The following is a 23,398-nucleotide window of genomic DNA, read 5'->3' as shown; positions in this document are numbered from 1 at the left end:
GCCTCAATCCCGGCAGAGCATCGCCTTGGCAATGGCGAAGATGCGCTCGGTGCCGATGAGATGGGCGGTGAACCCGTTGGCGAAGAGCGGCTTGAAGGCGGCGTCGCAGGCGTTCAGGCCGCCCGCATAGGCGCCGAGCGCCGGCATCACGCAGCGCTTGCCGTCGGTGAGGAAGCACCGCCGCCGGGTCGCGCGCCCGCGCATCACCACCTTGCCCACGGGATGCAGGTGACCGGCGACCTCCGCCTGCTCGCCCGCCAGCGGCTCGTGGCGCAGGGTCAAGGAGCCGAGCGCCATCTCCTCGACCACCTGACCGCCGATGCTGTCGGGCAGGATGCGGTCGTGATTGCCCGTGACCCAGATCCAGTCGCGCCCGGCCTGCACCTCGGAGAGCGTCCCACGCTCCTCGTCGCCCAGCCGGTCCGGGCCGCCGATGTCGTGGAACGAGTCGCCCAGCGCGATCACGGTCTTCGGATCGAACCGGAACACCGCATCCGACAGGGCCATCAGGGTCTCGCGGGTGTCGTAGGGCGGCAGCATCATGCCGCGGCGGGCAAAGGAGGAGCCCTTCTCGAAATGGAGATCGGCCACGAGCAGGGCATCATGCTCCGGGAGATACATCGCCCCCGTGAGGTCGAGCAGAGCCGCCTGCCCCTGGAGGGCGATTTCGTGGGTTGTCTGTTTGTTCTTGCGCAAAGCCGTCACGCCAAAGCCTCGTCGAGAAGCGCCGCCTCCGCCTCGGCCAGGATCTCGTCCGCGTTGTCGCTATAGACGCGCTCGCGGCCGATCTCCAGCATGACGGACACGCTCAAAGGAGAAACCCGGTCGAGCGGCTTGTGAATGATTCGCCCCCGGATGCGCTGTAGCATCATGCCGAGGCGCCTCACGTCGAGGAGTCCCGTTGCCGCATCCGCCCTGGCGGCGCGCAACAACACGTGATCGGGCTCGTGCTTGCGCAGCACGTCGTAGACGAGATCGGTGGAGATCGTGACCTGCTTACCGGTCTTCTGCTGGCCCGGGAACCGGCGCTCGATGAGACCCGCGATCACGGCGCACTGCCTGAAGGTGCGCTTCATGAGGGAGGATTCCGCCAGCCAATCCTCCAGGTCGTCGCCGAGCATGTCCTCGGAGAACAGCTCGTCCATGAAGCCGGGATCGCGGCCCGCGCGGGCGGCGATGTCGCCCGAGGCGTAGACCGCGATGCCGTAATCGTTGGCCACGAACCCGAGGGGCTTGAGCCCCGCCCGCTCCATGCGGCGGGTGAGCAGCATGCCCAGCGTCTGGTGCGCCAGCCTGCCCTCGAACGGAAAGCAGGTCATGTAGAACCGGTTGGCCCTGGGAAAGGTCTCGACCAGGAGGTCGCGCGGTCCCGGCACGATGGAGCGGCGGCGCTGCTGCAGGAGCCACTCGGTCATCTGGGGCGGCAGGCGGTCCCACTCGAACGGATCGGCGAGGATCGCCCGCACCCGGGCGGCCAGAAAGGTCGAGAGCGGGAACTTGCCGCCTTCATAGGACGGGACCATGGGGTCGGTGCCCGCGCGCGCGCGGGTGGCCAGCACCTCGTCCTCGGCGATGCCCTCGAAGCGCAGCACCTCGCCGGCGAACAGAAAGGTGTCCCCGGGCGTCAGCGTCTCGGCAAAGCCCTCCTCGATCTCGCCCAGGATGCGTCCGCGCGGCAGCACGGTGCCGGGCCGCGAGCGCATGCTCCGGCCGAGCCGCACCTTGATCATGCTGGATTCGACGATGGTGCCCACATTCATGCGGTATTGCTGCGCCACCCTGGCGTCGCGCACCCGCCACAACCCGTCATTGCCCTTCACGATCTTGGCGAAGCGCTCATAGGCGCGAAGGGAATAGCCGCCGGTGGCCACGAAGGCCACGCAGGCCTCGAAATCCTCCCAGGTCAGGCCCGCATAAGGCGCGGCCGCGCAAATCTCCTCGTAAAGCTCCTCCAGCCGGAAGGGATCGGCGCAGGCCATGCCGAGGATGTGCTGGCAGAGCACGTCGAGCGCCCCGATGCGCGCATCGGGCGTGTCCTGCGCCGCCTCGTGCACCGCGTCGAGCGCTGCGCGGCATTCGAGGATCTCGAAGCGGTTGGCGGGCACCAGATAAGCCTCGGACGGCTCGTCCATGCGGTGGTTCGAGCGGCCGATGCGCTGCATGATGCGGGAGGCCCCTTTCGGCGCGCCCACATTCACCACGAGGTCCACGTCGCCCCAGTCGATGCCGAGATCGAGCGTCGCCGTGCACACCACGGCCTTGAGCTTTCCCGCCGCCATAGCCTCCTCCACGCGGCGGCGCTGCGACACGTCGAGCGAGCCGTGATGCAGCGCGATGGCGAGGCCGTCCTCGTTCAGCTTCCACAGTTCCTGGAACGTGTATTCCGCCTGCAACCGCGTGTTGACGAAGACCAGCGTCGTCTTGTGCGTGCGGATGAGCTCGTAGATCGACGGCATGGAGAGCGAGGCCGTGTGGCCCGCGAGCGGCAGGCGCGCGTCGAGCTCCAGCATGCGGATGTCGGGCTGAGCGCCGCCCTGCACCACGACGAGGTCGGCGAGGCGGTCTTCATCCTCCCCTCGAATCTCGGGTGCTCCCGAGATTCGTTTTTGCTCTTCCAAGTCGGAAACATCCGACTTGGGTGGGGGAGGATCGGAGCGCGTCAGCGCTCCGGGGTGGGGTGGCAGCGCAACATTCGGAGAGGTCGCGGTTCCCACCCCCTCCCGCACCTCCGGTGCGACCTCCCCCCTCAAGGGGGAGATATTCGGGTCACGCTGCGGCACCAGATACTTTCGCAGGTCATCCGGCTCGCGCACGGTGGCCGACAGCCCCACCGCCGTGGCCTGCGGCGCAATCGTCATCAGCCTTGCCAGCCCCAGCGACAGCAGGTCGCCGCGCTTCGAGGTGACGAGCGAATGCAGCTCGTCCAGCACCACGCGGCGCAGGTCCTTGAAGAACTCCCGCGCCTCCGCGTGGGCCAGCAGCAGCGCCAGCTGCTCCGGCGTGGTGAGCAGGATGTCCGGCGGCCGCTCGATCTGCCGCGCGCGCTTGTGGGACGGCGTGTCGCCCGTGCGCGTCTCGATGCGGATCGGCAGCGCCATTTCCTGCACCGGCGTCTCGAGGTTGCGGGCGATGTCGGTGGCCAGCGCCTTCAGGGGCGAGATGTAGAGGGTGTGGAGCCCGCGCTTGTCCTTGGCCGTGCCGCGGCCCGGTCCCCGCTCCGCCAGCTCCACGAGGCTCGGCAGGAAGCCGGCAAGCGTCTTGCCGGCGCCCGTGGGCGCCACGAGCAGCACGGAGCGCCCTTGCCCGGCTTTGGCGAGCAGGTCCAACTGGTGCTCACGCGGCTTCCAGCCTCGATGCTTGAACCAGTCACGGAAGGTTTTGGGGAGAAGGGAAGCGGAAGCTTTCGGCATGCAGGATCGAAGATAGGGCTCCTCGGCGGTTCCGCTATGGGCGGGACATCGGGATTTCCTCGGTGTCATTCCCGGCAGCACACGAAGGCGGAAGGGACAGGAACCCACATGCTGAGGGTGAACATGGATCCCCTTCCCTCGCTGCGCTCGCCAGGGATGACAGCGGAGCACTAACCTGGGTGTCATTCCCGGCCGCAGCGCAGCGGAGGGGAAGGGAATCCACTCACGCGCGCAAAGCCATGAAGCGCCTTCCCCTGCTTCGCCCGAGGACGGCATTGGCCGTGCCGCCTCGGATCATGTGAACGGCCTCGTCTACCCACTTGCCATCCGGGCCGGGATCGATTCAGCTCAACCAACGCCAACCACGACAATGAGAAGGCAGAGCGCCATGCCGCACGACACCCAGTTCGAAAACGCCGTCGCCGTCGTCACGGGAGGCACGCAAGGATTGGGGGAGGCCATTGCCCGGATGCTCGCCGAGCGCGGCGCCAAGGGCCTCGTGATCTGCGGGCGCAACGAGGAGCGCGGGCATGCGGTGGCGCGGGAGCTTTCCAACCAAGGCTGCCAGACCGAATTCGTGCGGGCCGATCTCGAAAGCGTCGAGGAGGCGCGTCAGGTCACGGCGCGGGCCGACAGCGTGTTCGGGCGCATCGACGCCCTGGTGAACGCGGCCGGCATCACCGACCGCGGCACCATCTTCGACACCACCCCGGAGCTGTTCGACCGCATGTTCGCCGTGAACGTGCGCTCGCCGTTCTTCCTGATGCAGGAGGCCGCCAAGATCATGCGGCGCGAGAAGATCGAGGGCGCGATGGTGAACATCCTGTCCATGTCGGCCCATGGCGGCTAGCCGTTCATCACGGCCTATAGCGGCTCCAAGGGCGCGCTCGCCACGCTCACCAAGAACGCGGCCTTCAGCCTGATGCCCTGGCGCATTCGCGTGAACGCGCTGAACATCGGCTGGATGGACACGCCGGGCGAGCACCGGACCATGAAGACCTATCACGACGCGCCCGACGACTGGCTCGAGAGGGCCGCGCAGCAGCAGCCCTTCGGCCGCCTGCTCGATCCGACGGAGGTGGCCCGCGCGGTGGCCTTCCTGGCCTCACCCGAGTCCGGCATGATGACCGGGTCCGTGATCGACTTCGACCAGTCGGTGGCGGGCTGCTACGAGAGCGCCCCGCACCCGTCGATGCCGGCGCCGTAAACCTCCCACGCAAACACCTTCTCAGGATGGGATTGGGGGCGACCGAACCGAAGGTTCCTAGCGCTGCAGCACGCCGAGGAACCCGGGAACCGGCACGCCGCGATCTTCCCGGGTCGAGACCCGCTCGAAGATCGCCACCGTGAGACCGGAAGCCTCGGCGAGGCCGCGCAGATAGCTCTCGCCGTGGGCGTAGCGGGGATCCTCCCCGAGAACGAAGCCCTCGCCCTCATGGGCCTGCACGGTGAACGCGAAGAGACCCTCGCGGCTCAGAACCCGATGCGCCTCGCGGAACACCGCATCGAGCGCCGCCATGTAGACGAACACGTCTGCCGCCACCAGGAGATCGGCCTCGGCCGCTGCGCGTCCGCTCAGGAAACCCACGAGCTCGCCCTCGTGCAGGGCCTCGTAGAGCCCTGTCTTCTGCGCCTTTTCCAGCATGCGGGGCGAGAGATCGACCCCTTCGATGGCGGAGCACGCCCCCTCCAGCGCCTGCGCCATCAAGCCGGTGCCGCAGCCGAGATCGAGGGTGAGGCCGAAGCGGTAATCCCGGCTCTGCCAGGAGCAGGCCCGGCGCAACGCATCCGCGATGAGCTCCGGCCCGCGATAGGCCAGGCTCCCGGTGAGATGCCGGTCGAACTTGGGCGCGTAATCGTCGAACAGCGCCCGCACATAGCCGTCCGTGATCGCCTCGTCGGGAGGAAGCGCCCCAAGCTTGGCGAGATCGAGACGAACGCCGAGAGCGTCCTCGGGCTCCAGGGCCAACGCCTGGCGAAGGGCGCTCACCGCCTCTTCCCGCGCCCCCGTCTCGGCCAGGGAGCGCCCCAGCATGGCGTGCGCTGCCGCAAAGCCCGGCACGAGCTCGAGCACCTGCCGCGCCAGGTCGGCGGCGGCCTCGAAATCCCGCTCGTCGAAAGCCGCGCGGGCATATTCGTAGCGGCGGTCGGCACGGAAATCGCCGGAGGATCGGACATTGGAGGTCGAAGACATGGCTTTTGGATGCGGGAGACCGGAGGGGCTGTCAATGGCACCGGCCGAGGGTCGGGGAGCGGCGGCACATTCAGGCTGTCGTCCCCGGCGGCAGAAGGCCTGGAGAGGGGATCCACCCACATGCCGAGCGCCATGGATTCCCTTCCCCTCCGCTGACGCTCCGGCCGGGAATGACACCGAGGGCGGAGCTGCGGGGGCAGAACCGGGAGGTCAGCGCCCCGCTGTCATCCCCGGCGAGCGCAGCGAGGGAAGGGGATCCATAGCCGCTGACAGCGCAGGAGGAGCACAGCCGCCCGGCACCATCTCCTGCGACCATCCTGGTTCCGGCACCCCGCCTGCCCAGGCACGACACGGCTGGGCCGGTGCGATGTTCCACGTTTGTTCTTGACAAACCTCCTCTTCTTAGCTATATCGTTGCACAGCCTGGTCCTGACGAGGGGCGCGCTCGCGAGGCGTCGCAGTGTGGGAGCAGGCACGGTCCTGTGCATGAGCGTGACGCAGGCTCATGGGGCAGGAGGCCCTGGTGAGGGGCCGGAAGCGGGTTGGGCCCAAGGCCTCCAGCATGGCCGCCTTGGGCCAGCGCCGCACCGGTCGCACCAGTCCGCCTGAAAAGAACCGTGCGCGAAGAGGCAGTTCGGCTCTTCCCTTTCATACCACAGCGAGCCGGGCTGCAGCTTGCGCCACCCTCGTGTGCTCTTCAGGCTCGCAGCGCAACGCTGCGGGCCCGAAGGCCCATGCGTGACTGCGCCCCTTGGCCTGACATCGCGGAGCACAACCCTATATTCCCACCCATGGCGCTGCGTTCCACCGACATCCTCACCCAGACCCCGCAAGGGCTCTATTGCCCCCTTGGCGATTTCCACATCGATCCGGTCCGCCCGGTGAAGCGGGCGCTCATCACCCATGGCCATTCGGACCATGCCCGCGCGGGCCACCAATCGGTCATGGCGACCCGGCAGACCCTGCTCATCATGGGCGTGCGCTACGGCGAGGATTTCGCGGGCTCCACGCAGGAGGCGGCGCTGGGCGAGAGCATCCGCGTCGGCGACGTGACCGTGCGCTTCACCCCTGCGGGCCATGTGCTGGGCTCGGCGCAGATCGCCATCGAGGCCGGCGGCACCCGGGTCGTGGTGTCGGGCGACTACAAGCGCGCCGAGGACCCCACCTGCCTCCCCTACGAGGTCGTGCCCTGCGACGTCTTCATCACGGAAGCAACCTTCGGCCTGCCGGTCTTCCGCCATCCGGATACCCGCGCCGAGGTCCGCAAGCTGCTGAATTCCGTGGCCCTCTTTCCCGAGCGCGCCCACATTGTCGGAGCCTATGCGCTCGGCAAGGCCCAGCGGGTCATGGCCCTTCTCAGGGAGGAAGGCTACGACCAGCCGATCTACCTGCATGGCGCCATGGAGCGGCTGACCGAGTTCTACAAGGCGGAGGGCATCCCCTTGGGCGACACGCCGAAGGTGGTGGCATCCGAGCGCTCCAAGCTCGCCGGCGCCATCGTGGTCTGCCCGCCCTCCTCCATCCAGGACCTCTGGTCCCGCCGCTTTCCCGACCCGGTCACGTGCTTTGCCTCCGGCTGGATGCGGGTTCGTGCCAGGGCCCGGCAGAAGGGCGTGGAGCTGCCGCTGGTGATCTCCGACCATTCCGACTGGGACGATCTCTGCCGCACGATCCGGGAGACCGGCGCGGGCGAGGTCTGGGTCACCCACGGGCAGGAGGATGCCCTGGTCCATTGGTGCACCACCCACGGCATCAGGGCACGGCCCCTGCACATGCTGGGCTACGGCGACGAGGGCGAGGCCGAGGAGGCGCAGGCCGCAACCGAGCAGGCCGGGGGTGCCGCATGAACCGCTTCGCCGCCCTCCTCGACCGGCTGATGTTCGAGCCGCGCCGCAACGCGAAGCTGCGGCTGCTCATGGACTACTTCAGCCATACTCCCGACCCGGACCGCGGCTATGCGCTCGCCGCCATGACCGGCGCCCTCATGTTCAAGGAGGCCAAGCCCGGCCTCATCCGGGGCTTGGTCGAGGAGCGGACCGACCCGGAGCTGTTTCGCATGTCGTACCACTATGTGGGCGACCTCGCCGAGACGGTAGCGCTGATCTGGCCCGCGCCGGGGCATGATGCGGCGGCCAGGATCGCAAACAGCGCCGACAGGCCCTCTCCCCCACAGGAAGGGACGGGACAGGCGCCGGCCATCGGCCACAACAACCCGCCGCCCCATGTGCCGACCCTCACCGAGGTCATCGAAGCCCTGGCGACCACGAGCAAGAGCGACCTGCCGGCTCGGGTTGCGGGGTGGATGGACGCCCTCGACGAGACGGGGCGCTGGGCCCTGATCAAGCTCATCACCCGGGAGCTGCGGGTCGGCGTCTCGGCGCGGCTCGCCAAGACAGCGGTCGCCCAGATGGGGCAGATCGAGCCCGACGAGGTCGAGCTGGTCTGGCACGGGCTGGAGGCGCCTTACGAGGAGCTCTTCGCCTGGGTGGAAGGCCGGGGCCCCAAGCCCGAGTCCGGCAACCCGGCCCCCTTTCGTCCCTCCATGCTGTCGCATCCCCTGGAGGACGAGGATTTCGGCAAGCTCGACGCGTCCGAGTTCCTGGCCGAGTGGAAATGGGACGGCATTCGCCTCCAGGCGGCCTCGGGGCACGGCAGCGACGGGCGCCCGGTGAGGCGCATCTACTCGCGCACCGGCGAGGATGTCTCCCGCGCGTTTCCCGATCTCGTGGAGGCGCTTGCCTTCGAGGGCGCCATCGACGGGGAGCTGCTGATCGTGCGCGAGGGCCGGGTGCAGAGCTTCAACGTGCTCCAGCAGCGCCTGAACCGGAAAGCCGTGACGCCCAAGCTCATCGCCGAGTTTCCCGCACACTTGCGCGTCTACGACATCCTGTTCGAGGGCGAGGAGGACCTGCGCGCCCTCCCCTTCGCCGAGCGGCGGCGGCGCCTGGAGGCGCTTGTCACGCGGCTCGACGATCCCCGCATCGACCTGTCGCCCATGGTGCCCTTCTCGTCTTGGGAGGATCTGGCGGCGGCCCGCGCCGACCCGGCCGCCGTCGGCGCAGGTCCCGATGCGGACGCCATCGAGGGCTGCATGGTGAAGCGGGCGAACAGCCCCTACCTGCCGGGCCGCCCCAAGGGCTACTGGTACAAGTGGAAGCGCGACCCCTACCTCGTCGATGCGGTGATGATGTACGGCCAGCGCGGGCACGGGAAGCGCTCGTCCTTCTACTCCGACTACACCTTCGGGGTCTGGCGCGGCGGACCGGGGGAGGAGGAGCTGGTGCCCGTGGGCAAGGCCTATCACGGCTTCACCGACGAGGAGCTGGTCAAGCTCGACCGGTATGTGCGCAACCATACGGTCAAGCGCTTCGGCCCGGTCAGGGAGGTTGAATACGGCCGTGACCGGGGCCTGGTGCTGGAGGTGGCTTTCGAGGGCCTGCAGCGCTCGACCCGGCATAAATCGGGCGTGGCCATGCGCTTTCCCCGCATCAACCGCATCCGCTGGGACAAGCCGGCGGCGGAAGCCGACCGGATCGAGACCCTGGAAAAGATCCTGGAGCGGGGCGAACAAGAGGTTCACCCGTTGAAGGATCAGGAGGCGTGATGATGCTGAATGTGGAAACCCTCGTCGAGGGCAGCGTGACCCAGCAGGTCAACGGCCGGCTTCTGGTGGAAACCGACGGCCAGGGCCTGACCGAGATCACGGAAGCCGTGTCGCGCTGGGTGTTCGGGACCGGCATCCTGCATGGCCTCCTGACGGTTTTCTGCCGGCACACCTCGGCCTCCCTCATCATCCAGGAGAATGCCGACCCGGACGTGCGCCGGGATCTCATGACCGCCTTCGACCGGCTGGCGCCGCGGGATGCGGGCTATATCCACGCCGCCGAAGGCCCGGACGACATGCCCGCCCATATCCGGACGGTGCTGTCCGGGGTCTCCTTGAGCATTCCGGTGATGGAGGGCCAGATGGTTTTGGGAACCTGGCAGGGCCTCTACCTCGCCGAGCACCGGGACAGGCCGCACCGCCGCGACCTTATTGTGCACCTGATCGGGGCATAATCCGCATCCCGAACCCCTTTACCCCCTGCGGTTTCTGGTAGAATGGCGGCGGTTTTCGATTGCCGCCTTGCAATTTCGCCGGGGATGCGGCTAAGGCTCAGGGAAGCCTCTCGTGGGAGAAGACAAGCGTGCAGAGTCAAACCACCACGATCATCATCGCCGATGACCATCCGTTGTTTCGTGGAGCCCTGAGGCAGGCTGTTGCCTCCATGATGCCCCAGGCCCGGGTGGTCGAGGCGAGCGGCATGGATGAGCTGAACGCGACTTTGACCCAGGAGCGGGACGTCGACCTGATCCTGCTCGACCTGACCATGCCGGGTGTGCAGGGATTCTCCGGCCTGATGTCGCTGAGAGCCCAATACCCGGAACTGCCGGTCGTGATCGTGTCCGCAACGGAAGAGGCCACCGTGATCCGCCGCGCCATGGATTTCGGCGCCTCCGGCTTCATCCCGAAATCCATCGACATCGACAGCATCGGCGGCGCCATCCAGGCGGTGCTCGCGGGCGACACCTGGACCCCGCCGGACGTGGACCTGTCCGCCTCGGAAGACGCGGAAACGGCCGATTTGGTCCGCCGCCTCGGCACCCTGACGCCCCAGCAGGTGCGGGTGCTCACCATGCTGTCCGAGGGCCTGCTCAACAAGCAGATCGCCTACGAGCTCGGCGTGTCGGAAGCCACCGTGAAGGCTCACGTCTCCGCCATCCTCGACAAGCTGGGCGTCGACAGCCGCACCCAGGCCGTGATCGCCGCCTCCAAGATCGGCGTGACCCAGCGCCCCTCCCCGGCCGGGGCCGATTAGAGTTCCTCGATAAACCCATCGATCCGCGACAGCGCCTGCTCGGTGAGCGCGCTGTCGAAGCGGATGAACACGTGGCAGCCGCCCGGCCAGACTGCGAGATCCGCCTTGTTGCCGGCGGCCACCCAGCGGGAGGCCATGAACAGGGTGTCGTCGAGCAGCAGGTCGCGGGTACCCACCGAGAACAGCGCCGGCGGCAGGCCCTTAAGGTCTGCATAGAGCGGCGACACCGCGGGGTCGCGCCGGTCGAGATCCGGCTCGCAGAAATTGTCCGCGAAAACCTTGACCCCTGGGGTGTTCAGGATGAGCGGCTCGTCGCCCCAATTAGCCACGCTCGGGGTCATGCTGACGTCGTAGCAGCCGGCGAAGAGGTTCGCGCCCCGGAACGGCTTGAGGCCGTGCTTGTCGCGCAGACGCAGCAGGGTCAGGGCAGACAGATGCGCTCCGGCCGACTCGCCGCCGATGAACAGGCGCGAGGTACCGAACCGGCTCTCGGCCTCGCGCAGGAGCCACAGGGCCGCCGCCTCGCAATCGTCGGGGCCGGCCGGGAAAGGGTGTTCGGGCGCCAGCCGGTATTCCACCGACACCACGGCCAGGCCGCACCGTTCGGCCAGTCGATCGAGCCAGGGGTCCTGCTCGTCCGCCGTGCCCCAGGTCCAGCCGCCGCCATGGATGTGGAAATAGACGCCGCGCGGGTTCTCGGGAGCGATGATGCGCAAGGGGATCGGCCCGCCGGGGCCATCGATCGCGATGGTCGTGGCCCGGGGGCTCTTCGGCATGAGCGGGAAAGGCCCCAGGCCTTTCCGGCGGTTCTCCCGCACCACCTCGGGAGGCATGGTCCAGAGAGCTCCCAGATTGGAGAGCTTTGCCACGATCTCGGCGTTCTGGGCGCGGATCTCGTCGCTGATGGCGGAGGGGTCGAAAAGGGCGGGATCGATCATGCGAGGCTCAAGGTGGTTGCGTTCATCGCCGGCCCTTGCGATGAAGCACACGCAATGCCCCAGGTCCAGTTACGCTTTCTGACAAGATGAGAAGCATGTCCAACTTGAACCGTTTTCTCGGCGGCTCACCCGGCTCCGTGCTGGTGAAGCTCGTCTTCCTGTCCCTGCTCGTCGGCGCCTTCATGGCTTTCCTCGACATCACGCCCTTTGGGCTGATCGAAGGCCTGTTCGACTGGATCAGCTCCGTCCTGGATCTCAGCTTCGAAACCGTGCGGGAGGTGGGCGTCTGGGTGCTTTATGGCGCAATCATCGTCGTGCCGCTCTGGCTCCTCTCCCGCCTGTTCAGCCGCCGCTGATCGTTTCGAGGATCGGCATGGACGGCGCTCCCCTGGCTCAGAGGCCCGAAATCTCCCACCGGCGGATGCTCGCACTCGCCCTGCCGATGACCCTGTCGCACGTGACGACGCCCCTGCTGGGCCTCGTCGACGCGACGGTGATCGGGCGGCTGGGAGAGGCGCATCTTCTTGGCGCCGTGGCGCTGGGCGCCGTCATCTTCGATTTCGTGTTCTGGAGCTTCGGCTCCCTGCGCATGGCAACCGCAGGCCTCACGGCTCAGGCCACCGGCGCGGGCAACCGGCACGAGGTCGACCTGACCCTTGCTCGCGCCCTCCTGGTGGCGGGATTGACAGGCCTTCTGCTGATCCTGCTGCAATGGCCGATCGCCGCCATCGCGTTTTCCATGGCGGGTGCGAGCCAGGCCGTGACGGATGCGCTGTCCACCTACTTCTTCATCCGCATCTGGGCTGCACCGTTTACGCTAGCCAATTACGTGATCCTCGGCTCGACGCTTGGACGCGGCCGCACCGATCTCGGCCTCTTTCTGCAGGTGGCGATCAACGTGGCCAACATCGTGCTGACCATGATGCTGGTTCTCGGCTTTGGGCTCGGCATCACCGGGGCCGCCATCGGCACGGCCCTGGCGGAGGTGCTGGGCGCGGGCCTCGGCATCCTGGTTCTGCGCCGCCTCGGCTCGAACCCTTTCGCCGTCGCCCTGCCGGAGGTGATGAACCGGGCGGCCATGCTGCAGACGCTCGCCATGAACCGGGACATCATGATCCGCAACGTGGCGCTGATCCTGGCCTTCTCCATCTTCAGCGCGCTCGGCGCGAGATCGGGCGACGTGACGCTCGCGGCGAATGCGGTGCTCTACAACATGTTCCTGATCGGCGGCTATTTCCTCGACGGCTTTGCCACCGCGGCCGAGACCCTGTGCGGCCAGAGCATCGGCGCGCGGGACGAGCGGGGTTTCCGCCGGGCCATTCGCCTGAGCCTGGGATGGAGTCTTGGATTTGGCCTTGCCGTATCGGCAGTCTTCCTGATCGGCGGCGGGATGTTCATCGACTTCGTGTCGACCAATCCGGACGTGCGAGCCTATGCGCGGGACTACCTGATCTTCGCAGCCCTGACGCCCCTCTTCGGCGCCGCCGCCTTTGCCTTCGACGGCATCTATACGGGCGCTACATGGACCCGGTCGATGCGCGACCTCATGGTAGCGTCCTTCCTGGCCTATGGGGCGGTTCTGCTCGCGGCGGGAGGCCTCGGCAACACGGCTTTGTGGATCGCGCTGCTCGTCTTCCTGAGCGCGAGAGGCATCGGCCAGTTCATTCTCTATCCGCGGCTGGCCAAGAGGACCTTCGCCAGCCTGTCGTGATCGCGGTGTCGCTCAAAAGCGGCCCTGCGCGATTGCAGAGGCATCGCGGCCAAGGACTTGAGCCATTGAGGTCTTCTCAGCTTCAAGCGTCCGCAGCAGGCCGCTCTTGATGTCACCGATGAGACCCGGTCCCTTGTAGACCATGGCCGAGTAGAGTTGCACGAGACTCGCCCCCGCGCGGATCTTCGTCCAGGCGGCTTCCGCGGAAGCGACGCCACCAACACCGATGAGCGGGATCTTGCGCTCCACGCGCAGGAAGGTCTCAGCGAGCAGCTTGGTCGACGGCACGAAGAGCGGCTTGCCCGACAGGCCACCGGTTTCCGATGCGAGGGTTTTTTCTCTTAGGCTGTCCGGGCGGGCAATCGTGGTGTTGGAGACGATGAGTCCATCGATGCCGCGCTGGAGCGCAGCGGCGACAATGGCATCGAGCGTGTCGAGCGAAATGTCAGGCGCGATCTTGAGCAGGATAATCGTCTTCTGCCGGCCCTGATCGGCCTTGTCGCGCGCCTCGATGCTGCGGGCGAGAAGATCGTCGAGGAAAGCCTCTCCTTGCAGATCGCGCAGGCCCGGCGTGTTGGGGGAGGACACGTTGATCGTCAGGAAAGTGGCCAGCCCGCACAGGCGCTCGACGCACAGGGCATAATCGGCGATGCGGTCAGTCGAGTCCTTGTTCGCCCCGATATTCACGCCGACGATTCCCGGTCGTCCTCTGCGGCGGGAGAGACGCTCGCACGCGATGGCGAGACCATCGCTGTTGAGACCGAAGCGGTTGATCACCGCCTCGTCGCGGGTCAGCCGAAAAACCCGCGGGCGCGGGTTGCCCTCTTGCGGCTTCGGCACGACACCACCGAGTTCCACGAAGCCGAAACCAAGGGCTAGGAGCTGGTCGGGAACCTCGCACTGCTTGTCGAAGCCCGCCGCAAGCCCGACCGGATTGGGAAACGCCTTACCGAACACATTCAACCCGAGCCTCGGGTCGTCCGCTGGCGCGGACGTCACGGGCATCAGCGAAAGGCCTCTGATCGTCAGCTGATGCGCCGTCTCCGCATCGAGCGCGTGAAGAGCGGGTTTCGCCAGGGAAAAGAGCGCGCCGATCATGGAGCAAGATCCGGAAAAGCGTGTTGACCATCGGTGCCGAGAGGAAGCGGCTTCACCCACAGCACGGCGGACAGGTTCAAGGGAGCGTAGAGATGCGGAAACAGATCCCCACCGCGTGAGCTTTCATATCGCAATGCATCGCCCAGCGAGTCGGCATCGATGGCGATCAGCAACAGATCGTCTTGTCCGGCAAAATGCCTTGCTGCCGTTTCAAAAACCTGCTCGGCGGTAGAAAAGTGGAGGTACCCATCCTGGATATCGATGGGAGCTCCCTGAAAAGATCCGGCGTTTTCAGCCTCCCGCCACAGAAAAGCGGGGCAAATTTTGTAAATAATGCTCATGGAATTCAGGTAACCGTGCGTCGCTTCTGGAGCAATCCCTATTAGACATATTGTCTCAATAGTTAGTTGCCAGTTGTTTAGCCTTAGAACACTCTTAATTCCTAATCATAGGTTCGCTTTCAGTAATTTCGCTCTAGGCGAAGGTTTGTACAATGTTATCTCACGAGCGCGTTTGGGCTGCTATCGATGCGTTGGCCTCTCGTCATGGCATGACCGCATCCGGACTGGCTCGCAAGGCTGGTCTCGACGCGACCAGCTTCAATAAATCGAAACGCGTCAGTCCCGAGGGCCGGGAGCGCTGGCCCTCGACGGAGTCGATTTCCAAGATCCTGAAAGCCACCGGTGCGACCCTGGAGGACTTCCTGCGTCTCGTCGAGCCCTCGGGCTCCCTGCGCCGCTCCATGATCCCGCTGATCGGCATGGAGGAAGCAGCCTCCGGCAAGATCTTCAACGAGGAGGGCCTGCCGAGCGGCGGCCCCGGCTGGGACGAGATCGAGTTTCCCGATTTCGGCCAGGAGAAGGTGTTTGCCCTTGAGGTCACAGGAGACGGCTTGGCTCCGCTCTACCGAGACGGGGACATTCTCATCGTCTCGCCGACGGCCAGCACGCGCAAGGGCGACAGGATCGTCGTGTGCACGACCACCGGGGAGATCCTGGCCAAGGAGCTCAAGCGCCGCTCGGCCAAGACCGTGGAGATGACGTCCCTCGGCAAGGATCAGGAGGACCAGGTGATCTCGACGGAAGAGATCGTATGGGCTGCCCGGGTCATGTGGGCGCGCCAATAGTCTTTTGCGCATCGTGGGAAAAGGTGAACCCGGTTTTTCGCACGATGCGCTCGTTCAAGAATGAGCAGCGGAAAGCCTCCAAGAGTGCAAATTCACTTTTGGGTCCGATGCTCTAGGCCGCGCGCTCCTTCAGGAAGGCCTCGTGCTCGCGCACGAGATCGCCGGCCAAGGCTTTCCTGATCAGCGCCCGCGACTCCTTCACGCCGTACAGGGCCACGAAGGAACCGAAGCGCGGACCGCGAGGCTCGCCGAGCAGAACCTGATAGATCGTGTTGAACCATTCGATGGACACGCCGGGGCGCTCGGGCGTTGCGCCCTTGGCCTTGAAATCCTGATAGCGCGGCTCGGTGCGTCCGACATTGTAGATCTCGTCCTGGATCGCCTCCGCCGTTGCAGGGCGGCCTTCCGCCTCGAACGATCCGAGCGCCTCCTCCAGGCGCCGCAGGGAAGCGGCCTCGACCTCGTCGGGCAGACGATAGGTCTTCTGCGGCTTCACGAAATCCTCGAAGTAGCGCACGGCCCGCTTCGCAAGGCTGTCGAGACGCGGATGGGTCTCGGGCGAGACGCCCGGCGCGTAGCGGCGGATGAAGCCCCAGAGCACGCCGGGATCTTCCGAATTCGCCACGGCCACCAGGTTGAGGAGCATGGAGAAGGAGATCGTCGTGCCAGGCTGATTGCCTCCGCCTGACGACACCAGCTCGGGAGCCGGCGGGTTGCCCGCATGGAGATGCCAAACCGGGTTCATCAGGCGCATCCTGGCGTCCTGCGCCGGGTACTTCTCCAGGAATGTCAGGTAATCGTCCACCTGCCGCGGGATCACGTCGAAATAGAGCTTCTTCGCCTCGCGCGGCTTGTTGAACATGAACAGCCTGAGGCTGTCCGGCGTGCCGTAGGTGAGCCACTCGTCGATGGTCAGCCCGTTGCCCTTGGATTTGGAGATCTTCTGGCCCTTGTCGTCCAGGAAGAGTTCGTAGTTGAACCCGTCCGGCGGCAGGCCGCCGAGAGCCTTGGCGATCTCGCCCGAGAGCTTCACGCTGTCGATGAGGTCCTTGCCGGCCATCTCGTAGTCGACGCCGAGCGCTACCCAGCGCATGGCCCAATCGGGCTTCCATTGCAGCTTGGCATGGCCGCCGGTCACCGGCGTCTCGAAGCGCTCGCCCGTCGCCGGGTCGCGCCAGACGATGGTGCCCGCGTCCAACTTGCGTTCGTCGATGGGCACCTGCATCACGATGCCGGTCTTCGGATGAACCGGCAGGAAGGGCGAGTAGGACTGCTGACGCTCCTCGCGCAGGGACGGCAGCATGATCGCCATCACCGCATCGTAGCGCTCGAGCACCGTGAGCAGGGTCTTGTCGAACCGGCCTGCCTTGTAGCACTCGGTGGCGGACAGGAACTCGTAATCGAACCCGAAGGCATCGAGGAATTCGCGCAGGCGGGCATTGTTGTGGTGCGCGAAGCTCTCGTGCGTCCCGAACGGATCCGGCACCTGGGTCAAGGGCTTGCCGAGAGCGGAGGCGACCAGCTCCTTGTTGGGCACGTTGTCCGGAACCTTGCGCAGGCCGTCCATGTCGTCCGAGAAGGCGATGAGGCGGGTCGGGATGGTGTCTCCGGTCAGAACCCGGAAAGCATTGCGCACCATGCTGGTGCGGGCCACCTCGCCGAAGGTGCCGATATGCGGCAGGCCCGAGGGGCCATAGCCGGTCTCGAACAGGGCCTCCTTCTTTCCGGTCCGTTTGAGCCGCTCGACGAGCTTGCGCGCCTCCTCGAAAGGCCAGGCGGTGGCAGTCTGGGCGGCTTCAATCAGAGCGGGATCGAGAGACAAAGGTTGAGACATGGGCCTATGCTTGCAGGAAATGCTTCCAGAAGCGCGGCACACTAGGGACCGGACACGCAAGGGTCAATGCGGTAACCGGTCTGTCCCTGGGCGGAGCAAGCGCTAGAAGGGACTGACAGGGAAGAAGCGCAGATAAAGCTCGGCGTATTTTCCTTCCTTCCAAAGCTGCTGCAGGGCGAAGTCGAGGGCCCGGCGCAAGGCCTCGTCGTCCGTCCGGGTGATGAATCCGATCCCCTCCCCGAAAAAGCGGCTCTCCAGATAAGGACCGCCGGAGAAGTCGCAGCAGCCGCCGGCCTCCTCCCCGCCGATCCAGAGGGCCAGGCCGAGGCCGTCGGCAAACAGGTAGTCGATCTCGCCCGCCTTGAGAGCTGTCTGCGCGGCAACAAGCTCAGGATAGGGCTTGAGCGCCGCACCGGGAACGAAAGCCTTGACGAAGGCCTCGTGGGCCGTGCCCTGGACGACGCCGATGTTCTTGCCGCTCAAAGCCTTTGCGTCGGGAGAGGGCTGATTGCGATCCCGACGGACGGCAAAGCGCGCCGGGATCTTGAAATAGGGGCTGGTCACGGCAAAGCGTTGCCTGAGGTCGGCCGTCACGGGAATGGCTGCGGCCACCACGTCGCCCTGGCGCTCGCTCAAGGCGTCGAGCAACGTGTCGAAGCGGCGGACCTGCACCGTGCAGGTCAGGGTCAAACGCTCGCAGGCGGCCCGGGCGAGCTCAACCGACAGTCCGGTCGGGTTGCCGTCCAATCCTGGAAAGTGCAGCGGCGGGAAATCGTCGTCCACAAGGAAGCGGATCGTGCGCGTCGCCGGCAGCTCCGGCCGTTCGAGCTGAGCCCGTGGATCCCAGAAGTTCGGGATGGCCACACCCTGAGCCTGGGCGGTCCCGAGCAGCAGAAAGAGCGACAAGGCTGACCAGCCGAGGCGAGAGGGCTTGATCTTGTGCCGAAAGCAGGCGACCAATGTAACGATATTCTGAACCATCAAGACGCCATTCTCTTGCACGCTGCTACGCATCGCCGACGAACACTTCCAACCCGTGTCCCTCGCTCATGAGGCAGGGTCTAGCGGAGAGACGCTCACAGTCAACAGCGCTGCCAATCGAGATCGGCTTCCTGGCCCATCATGGCCACGCGCCGGAATCCTTGCATCAGGCTGCTATCCTGGCCCAATGGACAGGGGTCTCGGCAGACGAGTTTCTCCTCAAACACGGTCTCGTCGACGAGAACGCCTTCTATCGGGCCCTCGCGGCCGAGCTTCAGATGCCTTTTTGGCAACTCCCCGCCTGTCAGCGGCAGCACAATATCCCGGAAGCATCCTGGCAGGCTTGGCGCCCCTGACGGGGCATGGCTACGTGCTGGCCCCTCGTGGGGCTTCGCTCGTCCACCTCCTGAAGGCCCGCCCTCGTGGCCGGCCGCTTGCGATCACGACGCCATCGCGTTTGGCAAGGGCTGTCTTTCAGGCCCAAGCGCCCTCAATCGCCCATCGCGCAGCCTTTGACCTGCCCAAACGAGCGCCCGATCTTTCTGCCCGGAATGGCATCAGCCCGTTTCAGCTGGCCGTGCTGTCGGCTCTGGCCATGGTCCTCTCATTTGGCGGCTTTCTGGCTCCAGGCCTTACCCTGGGGATCCTGGGAGCTTCCATGAGCCTTCTGTTTCTCGGGATCATCGTTCTCCGTCTTGCGGCATCGCTTCTGGACAACCCTGTGGAGCCGGCGATCCGGACGCTCCGTGTCGAGGACGCCGCCCTGCCGGTCTACACGATCATCGTCGCGCTCTATCGGGAAAAGCGCATCGCGGCGCGCCTCATCGACGCCTTGGCGCGGATCGACTACCCCGCGGCCAAACTGGACATCAAGCTCGTGCTCGAGACCGACGATCTGGAAACGCTCGAGGCTCTCGGCTCCATCGCCATGCCCGGCAATATCGATAGGGTGATCGCCCCGAGGGGCGCACCACGCACCAAGCCGCGGGCCCTCAACGTCGCCCTACCCCTGGCACGTGGGCAGTATACCGTCATCTACGATGCCGAAGACGTGCCGGATCCCGGGCAGTTGCGCCTGGCTGCGGCACGGTTTGCACAGCTTCCGTCGAAGGTCGCCTGTCTTCAGGCCCGGCTCACCATCGACAACACCGACGATTCCTGGCTGACGCGACTCTTCACCATCGAATATGCCGCCCTGTTCGATGTGCTCAATCCAGGGTTCGCGGAGATCGGCAGCCCGATCCCCTTAGGTGGAACGTCCAACCATTTTCGCACCTCGGTGTTGAGGGACATCCATGGCTGGGATGCCTGGAACGTGACGGAAGATGCCGATCTGGGCCTGCGCCTCGCCCGCCTCGGGCACGACGTGATGGATCTTCCCTCCTCCACCCTTGAGGAGGCGCCGAGCACCCTCAGGGCCTGGATGCGCCAGCGGACACGATGGATGAAAGGCTATGTGCAGACCAGCATCAGCCATTCGCGCAAGCCCTGGACCATGCTCTCACAGCTGGGGATCTGGCGCTTCTATGCGGCGCTGGTCCTGAGCATGGGAAGCGTTCTCAGTGCCCTCGTCTACCCGATCCTGACCGGGATGTTGGTGACGGCATGGGGTTACGGAGCCTCCCGGCCCCCGCATTCGCGCTGGGAGGCCGCCGTGCATGCCTGCAGCCTGACCCTGTTCTTCTTCGGCGCGGCATCGATCTTCATTCCAGCCTGCCTAGCCCTTCACAGACGCGGCCTCTGGCGGCTGCTGCCCTGGGTTCCGTTGCTGCCTGTTTACTATGTGCTCGTCAGCATGGCGGCCTGGCGGGCCTTATGGGAGCTGGCCGTCGCGCCGTTCCGCTGGAACAAGACGAGCCATGGCCTCGCCCGCACATCGCGGGCCGGGTTGTTTCAGAAGCACCAGGCCAGGCTGGTCAGCACGAGATCGTTGAAGACCGCGCCGCCATAGCGCCACCATAGGAGACCGCCCGACCCGAGCAGGCACAGGAGGGCTCCTGCGAGCAGGCTCATGCGAACCCGCCGCTCCTGCTGGGGGATATTTCCGGTCTCGATGCTCATCGCGGCTCTTCGGGCGTGTATCGAAGAACTCATTATAGGCCACCTCAGACGCGGATGAAAGGGATCAGGCCTGAAGCCAGTTCCGCAGCCTGGACAAGCGGGGCTCCTCCTCGTGCGCAACCGCCTGAGACAGCGCCGCCCGGCTCCCCACCAGAACGACGAGGCGGCTGGCCCGCGTGACGCCCGTATAGAGAAGCTTGCGCCGCAGCATGGAGACCTGCTGGAGCGCGACAGGGATGATCACCGCCGGATACTCCGACCCTTGCGCCTTATGGATCGTCACCGCATAGGCCAGGGCCAGTTCGTCGAGTTCCTTGAGCGTGTAGACCACGAGCCTGTCATCGAACGCGACCGTGAGCTCGCCATGGTCGCGGCTCACCTCGCGCACGATGCCGACCTCGCCGTTGTACACGTCGCGCTCGTAATCGTTCCTCACCTGCATGACCTTGTCGCCTGGCCCGTAGACCCAGCCGGCTCTGTGCAGGCTTTCAAGGCCGGGAGGATTGAACAGCTGCTGCAGCTCGCCGTTCAGCATATGCGTGCCGAGGCGTCCCCGGTTCATGGGACACAGCACCTGGATGTCGCGCACGGGATCGAGGCCGAACCGTTTCGGGATCCGGTCGCGCATGAGGATCGTCATCTTGGTCATCGCGTCCGCCGGAGTGTCCGCCTCGACGAAGTAGAAGTCCGAATCCGCCTGGTGCTCCAGATCGGGCACCAGCCCGCGATTGATGGCGTGAGCGACCGTGATGATGCGGCTTTCCCGCTCCTGCCGGAACACCTCCTTCAGGTGCACGACCGGAACGGCACCGGACGCGATGATGTCGGCGAGGATCTGTCCGGGACCGATGGAGGGGAGCTGATCCACGTCGCCGACGAGCAGCAGGGAGGCCTCGTCGGGAAGGGCGCGCAGGAGCGCCGCCATGAGGCGGATGTCGAGCATCGAGGCCTCATCCACGACGAGAAGGTGGCAGTCGAGCGGAGCCTTCGCGTTGCGCCGAAACCCGCCCTCGGAGGCTTCCAGGAGCCGGTGAACGGTCTTGGCGGGAAAACCCGTGCTTTCCGCAAGGCGCTTTGCGGCCCGCCCCGTCGGCGCGCACAGGGCGATCGTCAGCTCGTGACGCGTGCAGAGATGCGTGAGACTTTTGATGAGGGTCGTCTTGCCGACACCCGGGCCGCCCGTGACGACGAGCACTTTGGCGCGGCAGGCCGCCGCGAGAGCCTCACGCTGGCTCGGCGAATAGGAAACACCGGTAGCCGCCTCCGCGTCCGCGATCACCTGGGCGCTGTCGAGCCTGCCCCAGGGATGCATGCCTGCCGCGATCTCCTTCAAACGCTGCGCGATATAGAGCTCAGCCCCGTAGAGGCTCTTGAGAAAGACGCAGCGACGTCCGTCGATGTCGTCGGAGACAAGCTGTCCTGCCGCGCATTGGGCATCGAGCACGGGCTTCAGCCGAGCCTCGGGGATGTCCAGCAGCGCGCCTGCCTGCCGCAGCAGGTCCTCCGCCGGCAGACCCGAATGTCCCTCTCTCACGGCCTCCGTCAGAACGCTCGTGAGACCGGCCTGCAGCCGCACCTCCGCGGTCGGCTCGATCTCGAGCCGCATGGCCACCTGATCGGCCAGGGGGAACTCGAAGCCCGGAATGTCCAGGGCGAGCCTGTAGGGATTGACCTGGACGATGTCGATGGCGCCGACTCCGTAGGCACGATAGACCCGCGTGAGCAGAAAGCCGCCGATGCCGTTCGCATTCAGGAAGGCTGCGATATCCTTGAGCGCCCGATGCTCGGCCCAGGCCTCGCCGATGCTCAAGGCCTTCGCCATGCCGATGCCGTGGACACGGGTCAGCTCGTGCGGCTTCTTTTCGATCACCTCGAGGATGCGCGACCCGAAGGAGGCGATGAGCCTTTGCGCAACGGCTGGTCCGACGCCCTTCAGAAGGCCGGAGCCGAGAAACCGCTGCAGGTCTTCAGAAGTGGTCGGGGTCGAGGTTGCGAGCTGGTTGGCGCGAAACTGCACCCCGTGATTGCGGTCGTGCAGCCACTCTCCATTCGCTTCGACAACCTCGCCGATGGCAACCGATGGGGCATGGCCGACAACGGCAACGGGCTTGCGGTGTCCACGCGCCTTGACGCGCAGCACACAGAAGCCGGTCTCATCGTTGTGAAACGTCACCCGCTCGATGGAGCCGACCAGATGTTCGGCTAAGGACAGCGCCTCCTGATCGGAGGCCGCTAGGGCGGAGGACTTCGGCATCGATCAGCGAAACCATGGGCGCCGGAACGCAAAGGAAGATCAAAAGGAACGGAAACATCAAACGAAAACGAGGCGGCTCATGCCGCCTCGCCTATTGTCGCAACCAGATCAAGCTGCCTTCTTGGTCGGCCAGCCGAGCTCGACGAGACGAGCCTTGGCGAAATCGCGGATCTCGTCGCGAATGCCTTCCGGCAGATCGTTGAGGGTCTTCTGCGTATCGGCATGCAGCATCAGATCCGTGACCGCATTGATGGTCTTGGCTTTGGTGATCTTCTGCTTCAGCTCGTCCTCGACCTTGCCGTTAGAGCTTGCCGCTTCGACCTTGCCCTTCTGGGGCTCGGTCTTCTCAAGCTCCACATGCGGATCGGCAAAGCCGGGCCGTCCCTGCTTGAACTCGTCGGCTTCCTCTTCCGAGTAGACATAGCCATGCAGCTCGATGAGCTTGAGGATCACGCGATCCTTGGCCCGCTTCTCGGCCATGGCGTAGACGTAAGCCGCCTGCTTGCCGGAGACACGATAGTTGACGCCGATCAAGGCTTCGCCGATCGACCACTCCACGCGATCACCCATACGGCCCGTCACCTGGATGACGGCCTCGTCACGCTCGGCGCGGATGATCTTGGGCTCGTCGAAGATGACCTTGGCTTGAGCCGCGATGCGTTCGAGGCTCTTGTGGTAGATGACGGCCGTGCCCTGGACGCGCCAGACGTTCCCGGCCATCGGCTCGCCGAACTTCGCAAGCACCTCGGATATTTTCTTGTCGGTCGTATTCATCCTCGATCCTAACTTTCACAGCAGCCCGCACACCGGTTCCGCGCTCGTCCCATGGCCTTGTTTGCAGCAGGCGCGTTCGATCTTTGTTCTATAGCAAATTCTGCCCCGAAGGTCCAATTTGGAACGGCTGCGCCGAGCGCAAAACTCTATCAAAATAA

General features: G+C 65.7%; 19 protein-coding genes and 1 pseudogene. 9 read left to right on the top strand and 11 right to left on the bottom strand.

Annotated elements, in window-relative coordinates:
• Positions 1 to 3: 3 nt before the first annotated feature.
• Entirely contained in the window at positions 4 to 705 is a 702-nt protein-coding gene (gene pdeM, locus JKG68_RS17295; RefSeq protein WP_202062013.1) for a ligase-associated DNA damage response endonuclease PdeM, read from the bottom strand.
• Entirely contained in the window at positions 702 to 3,410 is a 2,709-nt protein-coding gene (locus JKG68_RS17290) for a ligase-associated DNA damage response DEXH box helicase (RefSeq protein ID WP_202062011.1), read from the bottom strand. Before JKG68_RS17290 ends, pdeM begins: the two co-directional genes overlap by 4 nt.
• A 388-nt stretch (positions 3,411 to 3,798) precedes the next feature.
• Between JKG68_RS17290 and JKG68_RS17285 the strand changes: the two are divergent.
• Positions 3,799 to 4,617: pseudogene (locus tag JKG68_RS17285) on the top strand (SDR family oxidoreductase).
• A gap of 57 nt (positions 4,618 to 4,674) precedes the next feature.
• Here the strand turns inward: JKG68_RS17285 and JKG68_RS17280 are convergent.
• Positions 4,675 to 5,604, bottom strand: a complete 930-nt coding sequence (locus JKG68_RS17280) for a methyltransferase domain-containing protein (protein ID WP_202062010.1) — start codon at positions 5,602 to 5,604, stop codon at positions 4,675 to 4,677.
• A 791-nt stretch (positions 5,605 to 6,395) separates the two neighbouring features.
• On the opposite strand from JKG68_RS17280, the gene JKG68_RS17275 reads away from it, so the two are divergent.
• The 4 genes from JKG68_RS17275 to JKG68_RS17260 all read left to right on the top strand — a co-directional run bounded on the left by JKG68_RS17275 (position 6,396) and on the right by JKG68_RS17260 (position 10,463).
• Positions 6,396 to 7,451: a ligase-associated DNA damage response exonuclease gene (locus tag JKG68_RS17275; RefSeq protein WP_202062049.1), complete on the top strand. Its 1,056-nt coding sequence runs from the start codon at positions 6,396 to 6,398 to the stop codon at positions 7,449 to 7,451.
• Positions 7,448 to 9,208 (top strand): cisplatin damage response ATP-dependent DNA ligase, encoded by a 1,761-nt coding sequence (locus tag JKG68_RS17270; protein WP_202062008.1) that lies wholly within the window; start codon positions 7,448 to 7,450, stop codon positions 9,206 to 9,208. Before JKG68_RS17275 ends, JKG68_RS17270 begins: the two co-directional genes overlap by 4 nt.
• Before the next feature lie 2 nt (positions 9,209 to 9,210).
• Entirely contained in the window at positions 9,211 to 9,663 is a 453-nt protein-coding gene (locus JKG68_RS17265; RefSeq protein WP_202062047.1) for a secondary thiamine-phosphate synthase enzyme YjbQ, read from the top strand.
• A 128-nt stretch (positions 9,664 to 9,791) separates the two neighbouring features.
• On the top strand, positions 9,792 to 10,463 hold the full coding sequence (locus tag JKG68_RS17260) for a response regulator (protein ID WP_202062006.1): 672 nt from the start codon (positions 9,792 to 9,794) through the stop codon (positions 10,461 to 10,463).
• On the opposite strand, the gene JKG68_RS17255 is transcribed toward JKG68_RS17260, so the two are convergent.
• Positions 10,460 to 11,401, bottom strand: a complete 942-nt coding sequence (locus JKG68_RS17255; RefSeq protein ID WP_202062004.1) for an alpha/beta hydrolase — start codon at positions 11,399 to 11,401, stop codon at positions 10,460 to 10,462. The genes JKG68_RS17260 and JKG68_RS17255 overlap by 4 nt on opposite strands.
• Positions 11,402 to 11,496: 95 nt before the next feature.
• Here JKG68_RS17255 and JKG68_RS17250 point away from each other — a divergent pair, with 95 nt between their 5' ends.
• Together JKG68_RS17250 and JKG68_RS17245 are read left to right on the top strand one after the other, a co-directional pair.
• Positions 11,497 to 11,757 carry a DUF6460 domain-containing protein gene (locus JKG68_RS17250; protein ID WP_202062002.1) on the top strand — a complete coding sequence of 87 codons (261 nt, stop codon included), beginning with the start codon at positions 11,497 to 11,499 and terminating at the stop codon, positions 11,755 to 11,757.
• Between the two features lie 17 nt (positions 11,758 to 11,774).
• A complete protein-coding gene (locus tag JKG68_RS17245) occupies positions 11,775 to 13,112 on the top strand; it encodes an MATE family efflux transporter (RefSeq protein ID WP_202062000.1) in 1,338 nt (445 codons plus the stop codon).
• A gap of 12 nt (positions 13,113 to 13,124) precedes the next feature.
• On the opposite strand, the gene JKG68_RS17240 is transcribed toward JKG68_RS17245, so the two are convergent.
• Both JKG68_RS17240 and JKG68_RS17235 read right to left on the bottom strand, forming a co-directional pair.
• Positions 13,125 to 14,210, bottom strand: coding sequence for a quinone-dependent dihydroorotate dehydrogenase (locus JKG68_RS17240; RefSeq protein ID WP_202061998.1), 1,086 nt, complete (start codon positions 14,208 to 14,210; stop codon positions 13,125 to 13,127).
• A complete protein-coding gene (locus JKG68_RS17235; protein WP_202061996.1) occupies positions 14,207 to 14,551 on the bottom strand; it encodes a DUF952 domain-containing protein in 345 nt (114 codons plus the stop codon). The genes JKG68_RS17240 and JKG68_RS17235 overlap by 4 nt, the downstream gene beginning before the upstream one ends.
• 152 nt (positions 14,552 to 14,703) lie before the next feature.
• Here JKG68_RS17235 and JKG68_RS17230 point away from each other — a divergent pair, with 152 nt between their 5' ends.
• Positions 14,704 to 15,336, top strand: a complete 633-nt coding sequence (locus JKG68_RS17230; protein WP_202061994.1) for a S24 family peptidase — start codon at positions 14,704 to 14,706, stop codon at positions 15,334 to 15,336.
• Between the two features lie 112 nt (positions 15,337 to 15,448).
• Here JKG68_RS17230 and JKG68_RS17225 read toward each other — a convergent pair whose 3' ends face one another.
• Entirely contained in the window at positions 15,449 to 17,170 is a 1,722-nt protein-coding gene (locus JKG68_RS17225) for a lysine--tRNA ligase (RefSeq protein WP_202061993.1), read from the bottom strand.
• A 102-nt stretch (positions 17,171 to 17,272) separates the two neighbouring features.
• Positions 17,273 to 18,151 carry a transporter substrate-binding domain-containing protein gene (locus JKG68_RS17220; protein ID WP_246515533.1) on the bottom strand — a complete coding sequence of 293 codons (879 nt, stop codon included), beginning with the start codon at positions 18,149 to 18,151 and terminating at the stop codon, positions 17,273 to 17,275.
• 286 nt (positions 18,152 to 18,437) lie between these two features.
• Between JKG68_RS17220 and JKG68_RS17215 the strand changes: the two genes are divergently transcribed.
• Positions 18,438 to 20,102 carry a glycosyltransferase gene (locus JKG68_RS17215; protein WP_202061989.1) on the top strand — a complete coding sequence of 555 codons (1,665 nt, stop codon included), beginning with the start codon at positions 18,438 to 18,440 and terminating at the stop codon, positions 20,100 to 20,102.
• On the opposite strand, the gene JKG68_RS17210 is transcribed toward JKG68_RS17215, so the two are convergent.
• The 3 genes from JKG68_RS17210 to JKG68_RS17200 form a co-directional block, all read right to left on the bottom strand.
• The gene (locus tag JKG68_RS17210; RefSeq protein ID WP_202061980.1) at positions 20,045 to 20,212 is read right to left on the bottom strand and encodes a hypothetical protein; all 168 of its coding nucleotides are present in this window, start codon (positions 20,210 to 20,212) and stop codon (positions 20,045 to 20,047) included. The two genes, JKG68_RS17215 and JKG68_RS17210, sit on opposite strands and share 58 nt — an antisense overlap.
• Positions 20,213 to 20,276: 64 nt before the next feature.
• The gene (gene recD2 / locus JKG68_RS17205) at positions 20,277 to 22,466 is read right to left on the bottom strand and encodes an SF1B family DNA helicase RecD2 (protein ID WP_202061978.1); all 2,190 of its coding nucleotides are present in this window, start codon (positions 22,464 to 22,466) and stop codon (positions 20,277 to 20,279) included.
• Positions 22,467 to 22,574: 108 nt separating this feature from the next.
• Positions 22,575 to 23,240: a trna delta -isopentenylpyrophosphate transferase gene (locus tag JKG68_RS17200; protein ID WP_202061976.1), complete on the bottom strand. Its 666-nt coding sequence runs from the start codon at positions 23,238 to 23,240 to the stop codon at positions 22,575 to 22,577.
• Positions 23,241 to 23,398 lie beyond the last annotated feature (158 nt).

It is taken from the genome of Microvirga aerilata (assembly GCF_016743775.1).
GTDB lineage: Bacteria > Pseudomonadota > Alphaproteobacteria > Rhizobiales > Beijerinckiaceae > Microvirga > Microvirga aerilata.
The sequence above is the reverse complement of the archived record's forward strand: the minus strand, read 5'-3'. Positions and strand labels throughout refer to the sequence as shown.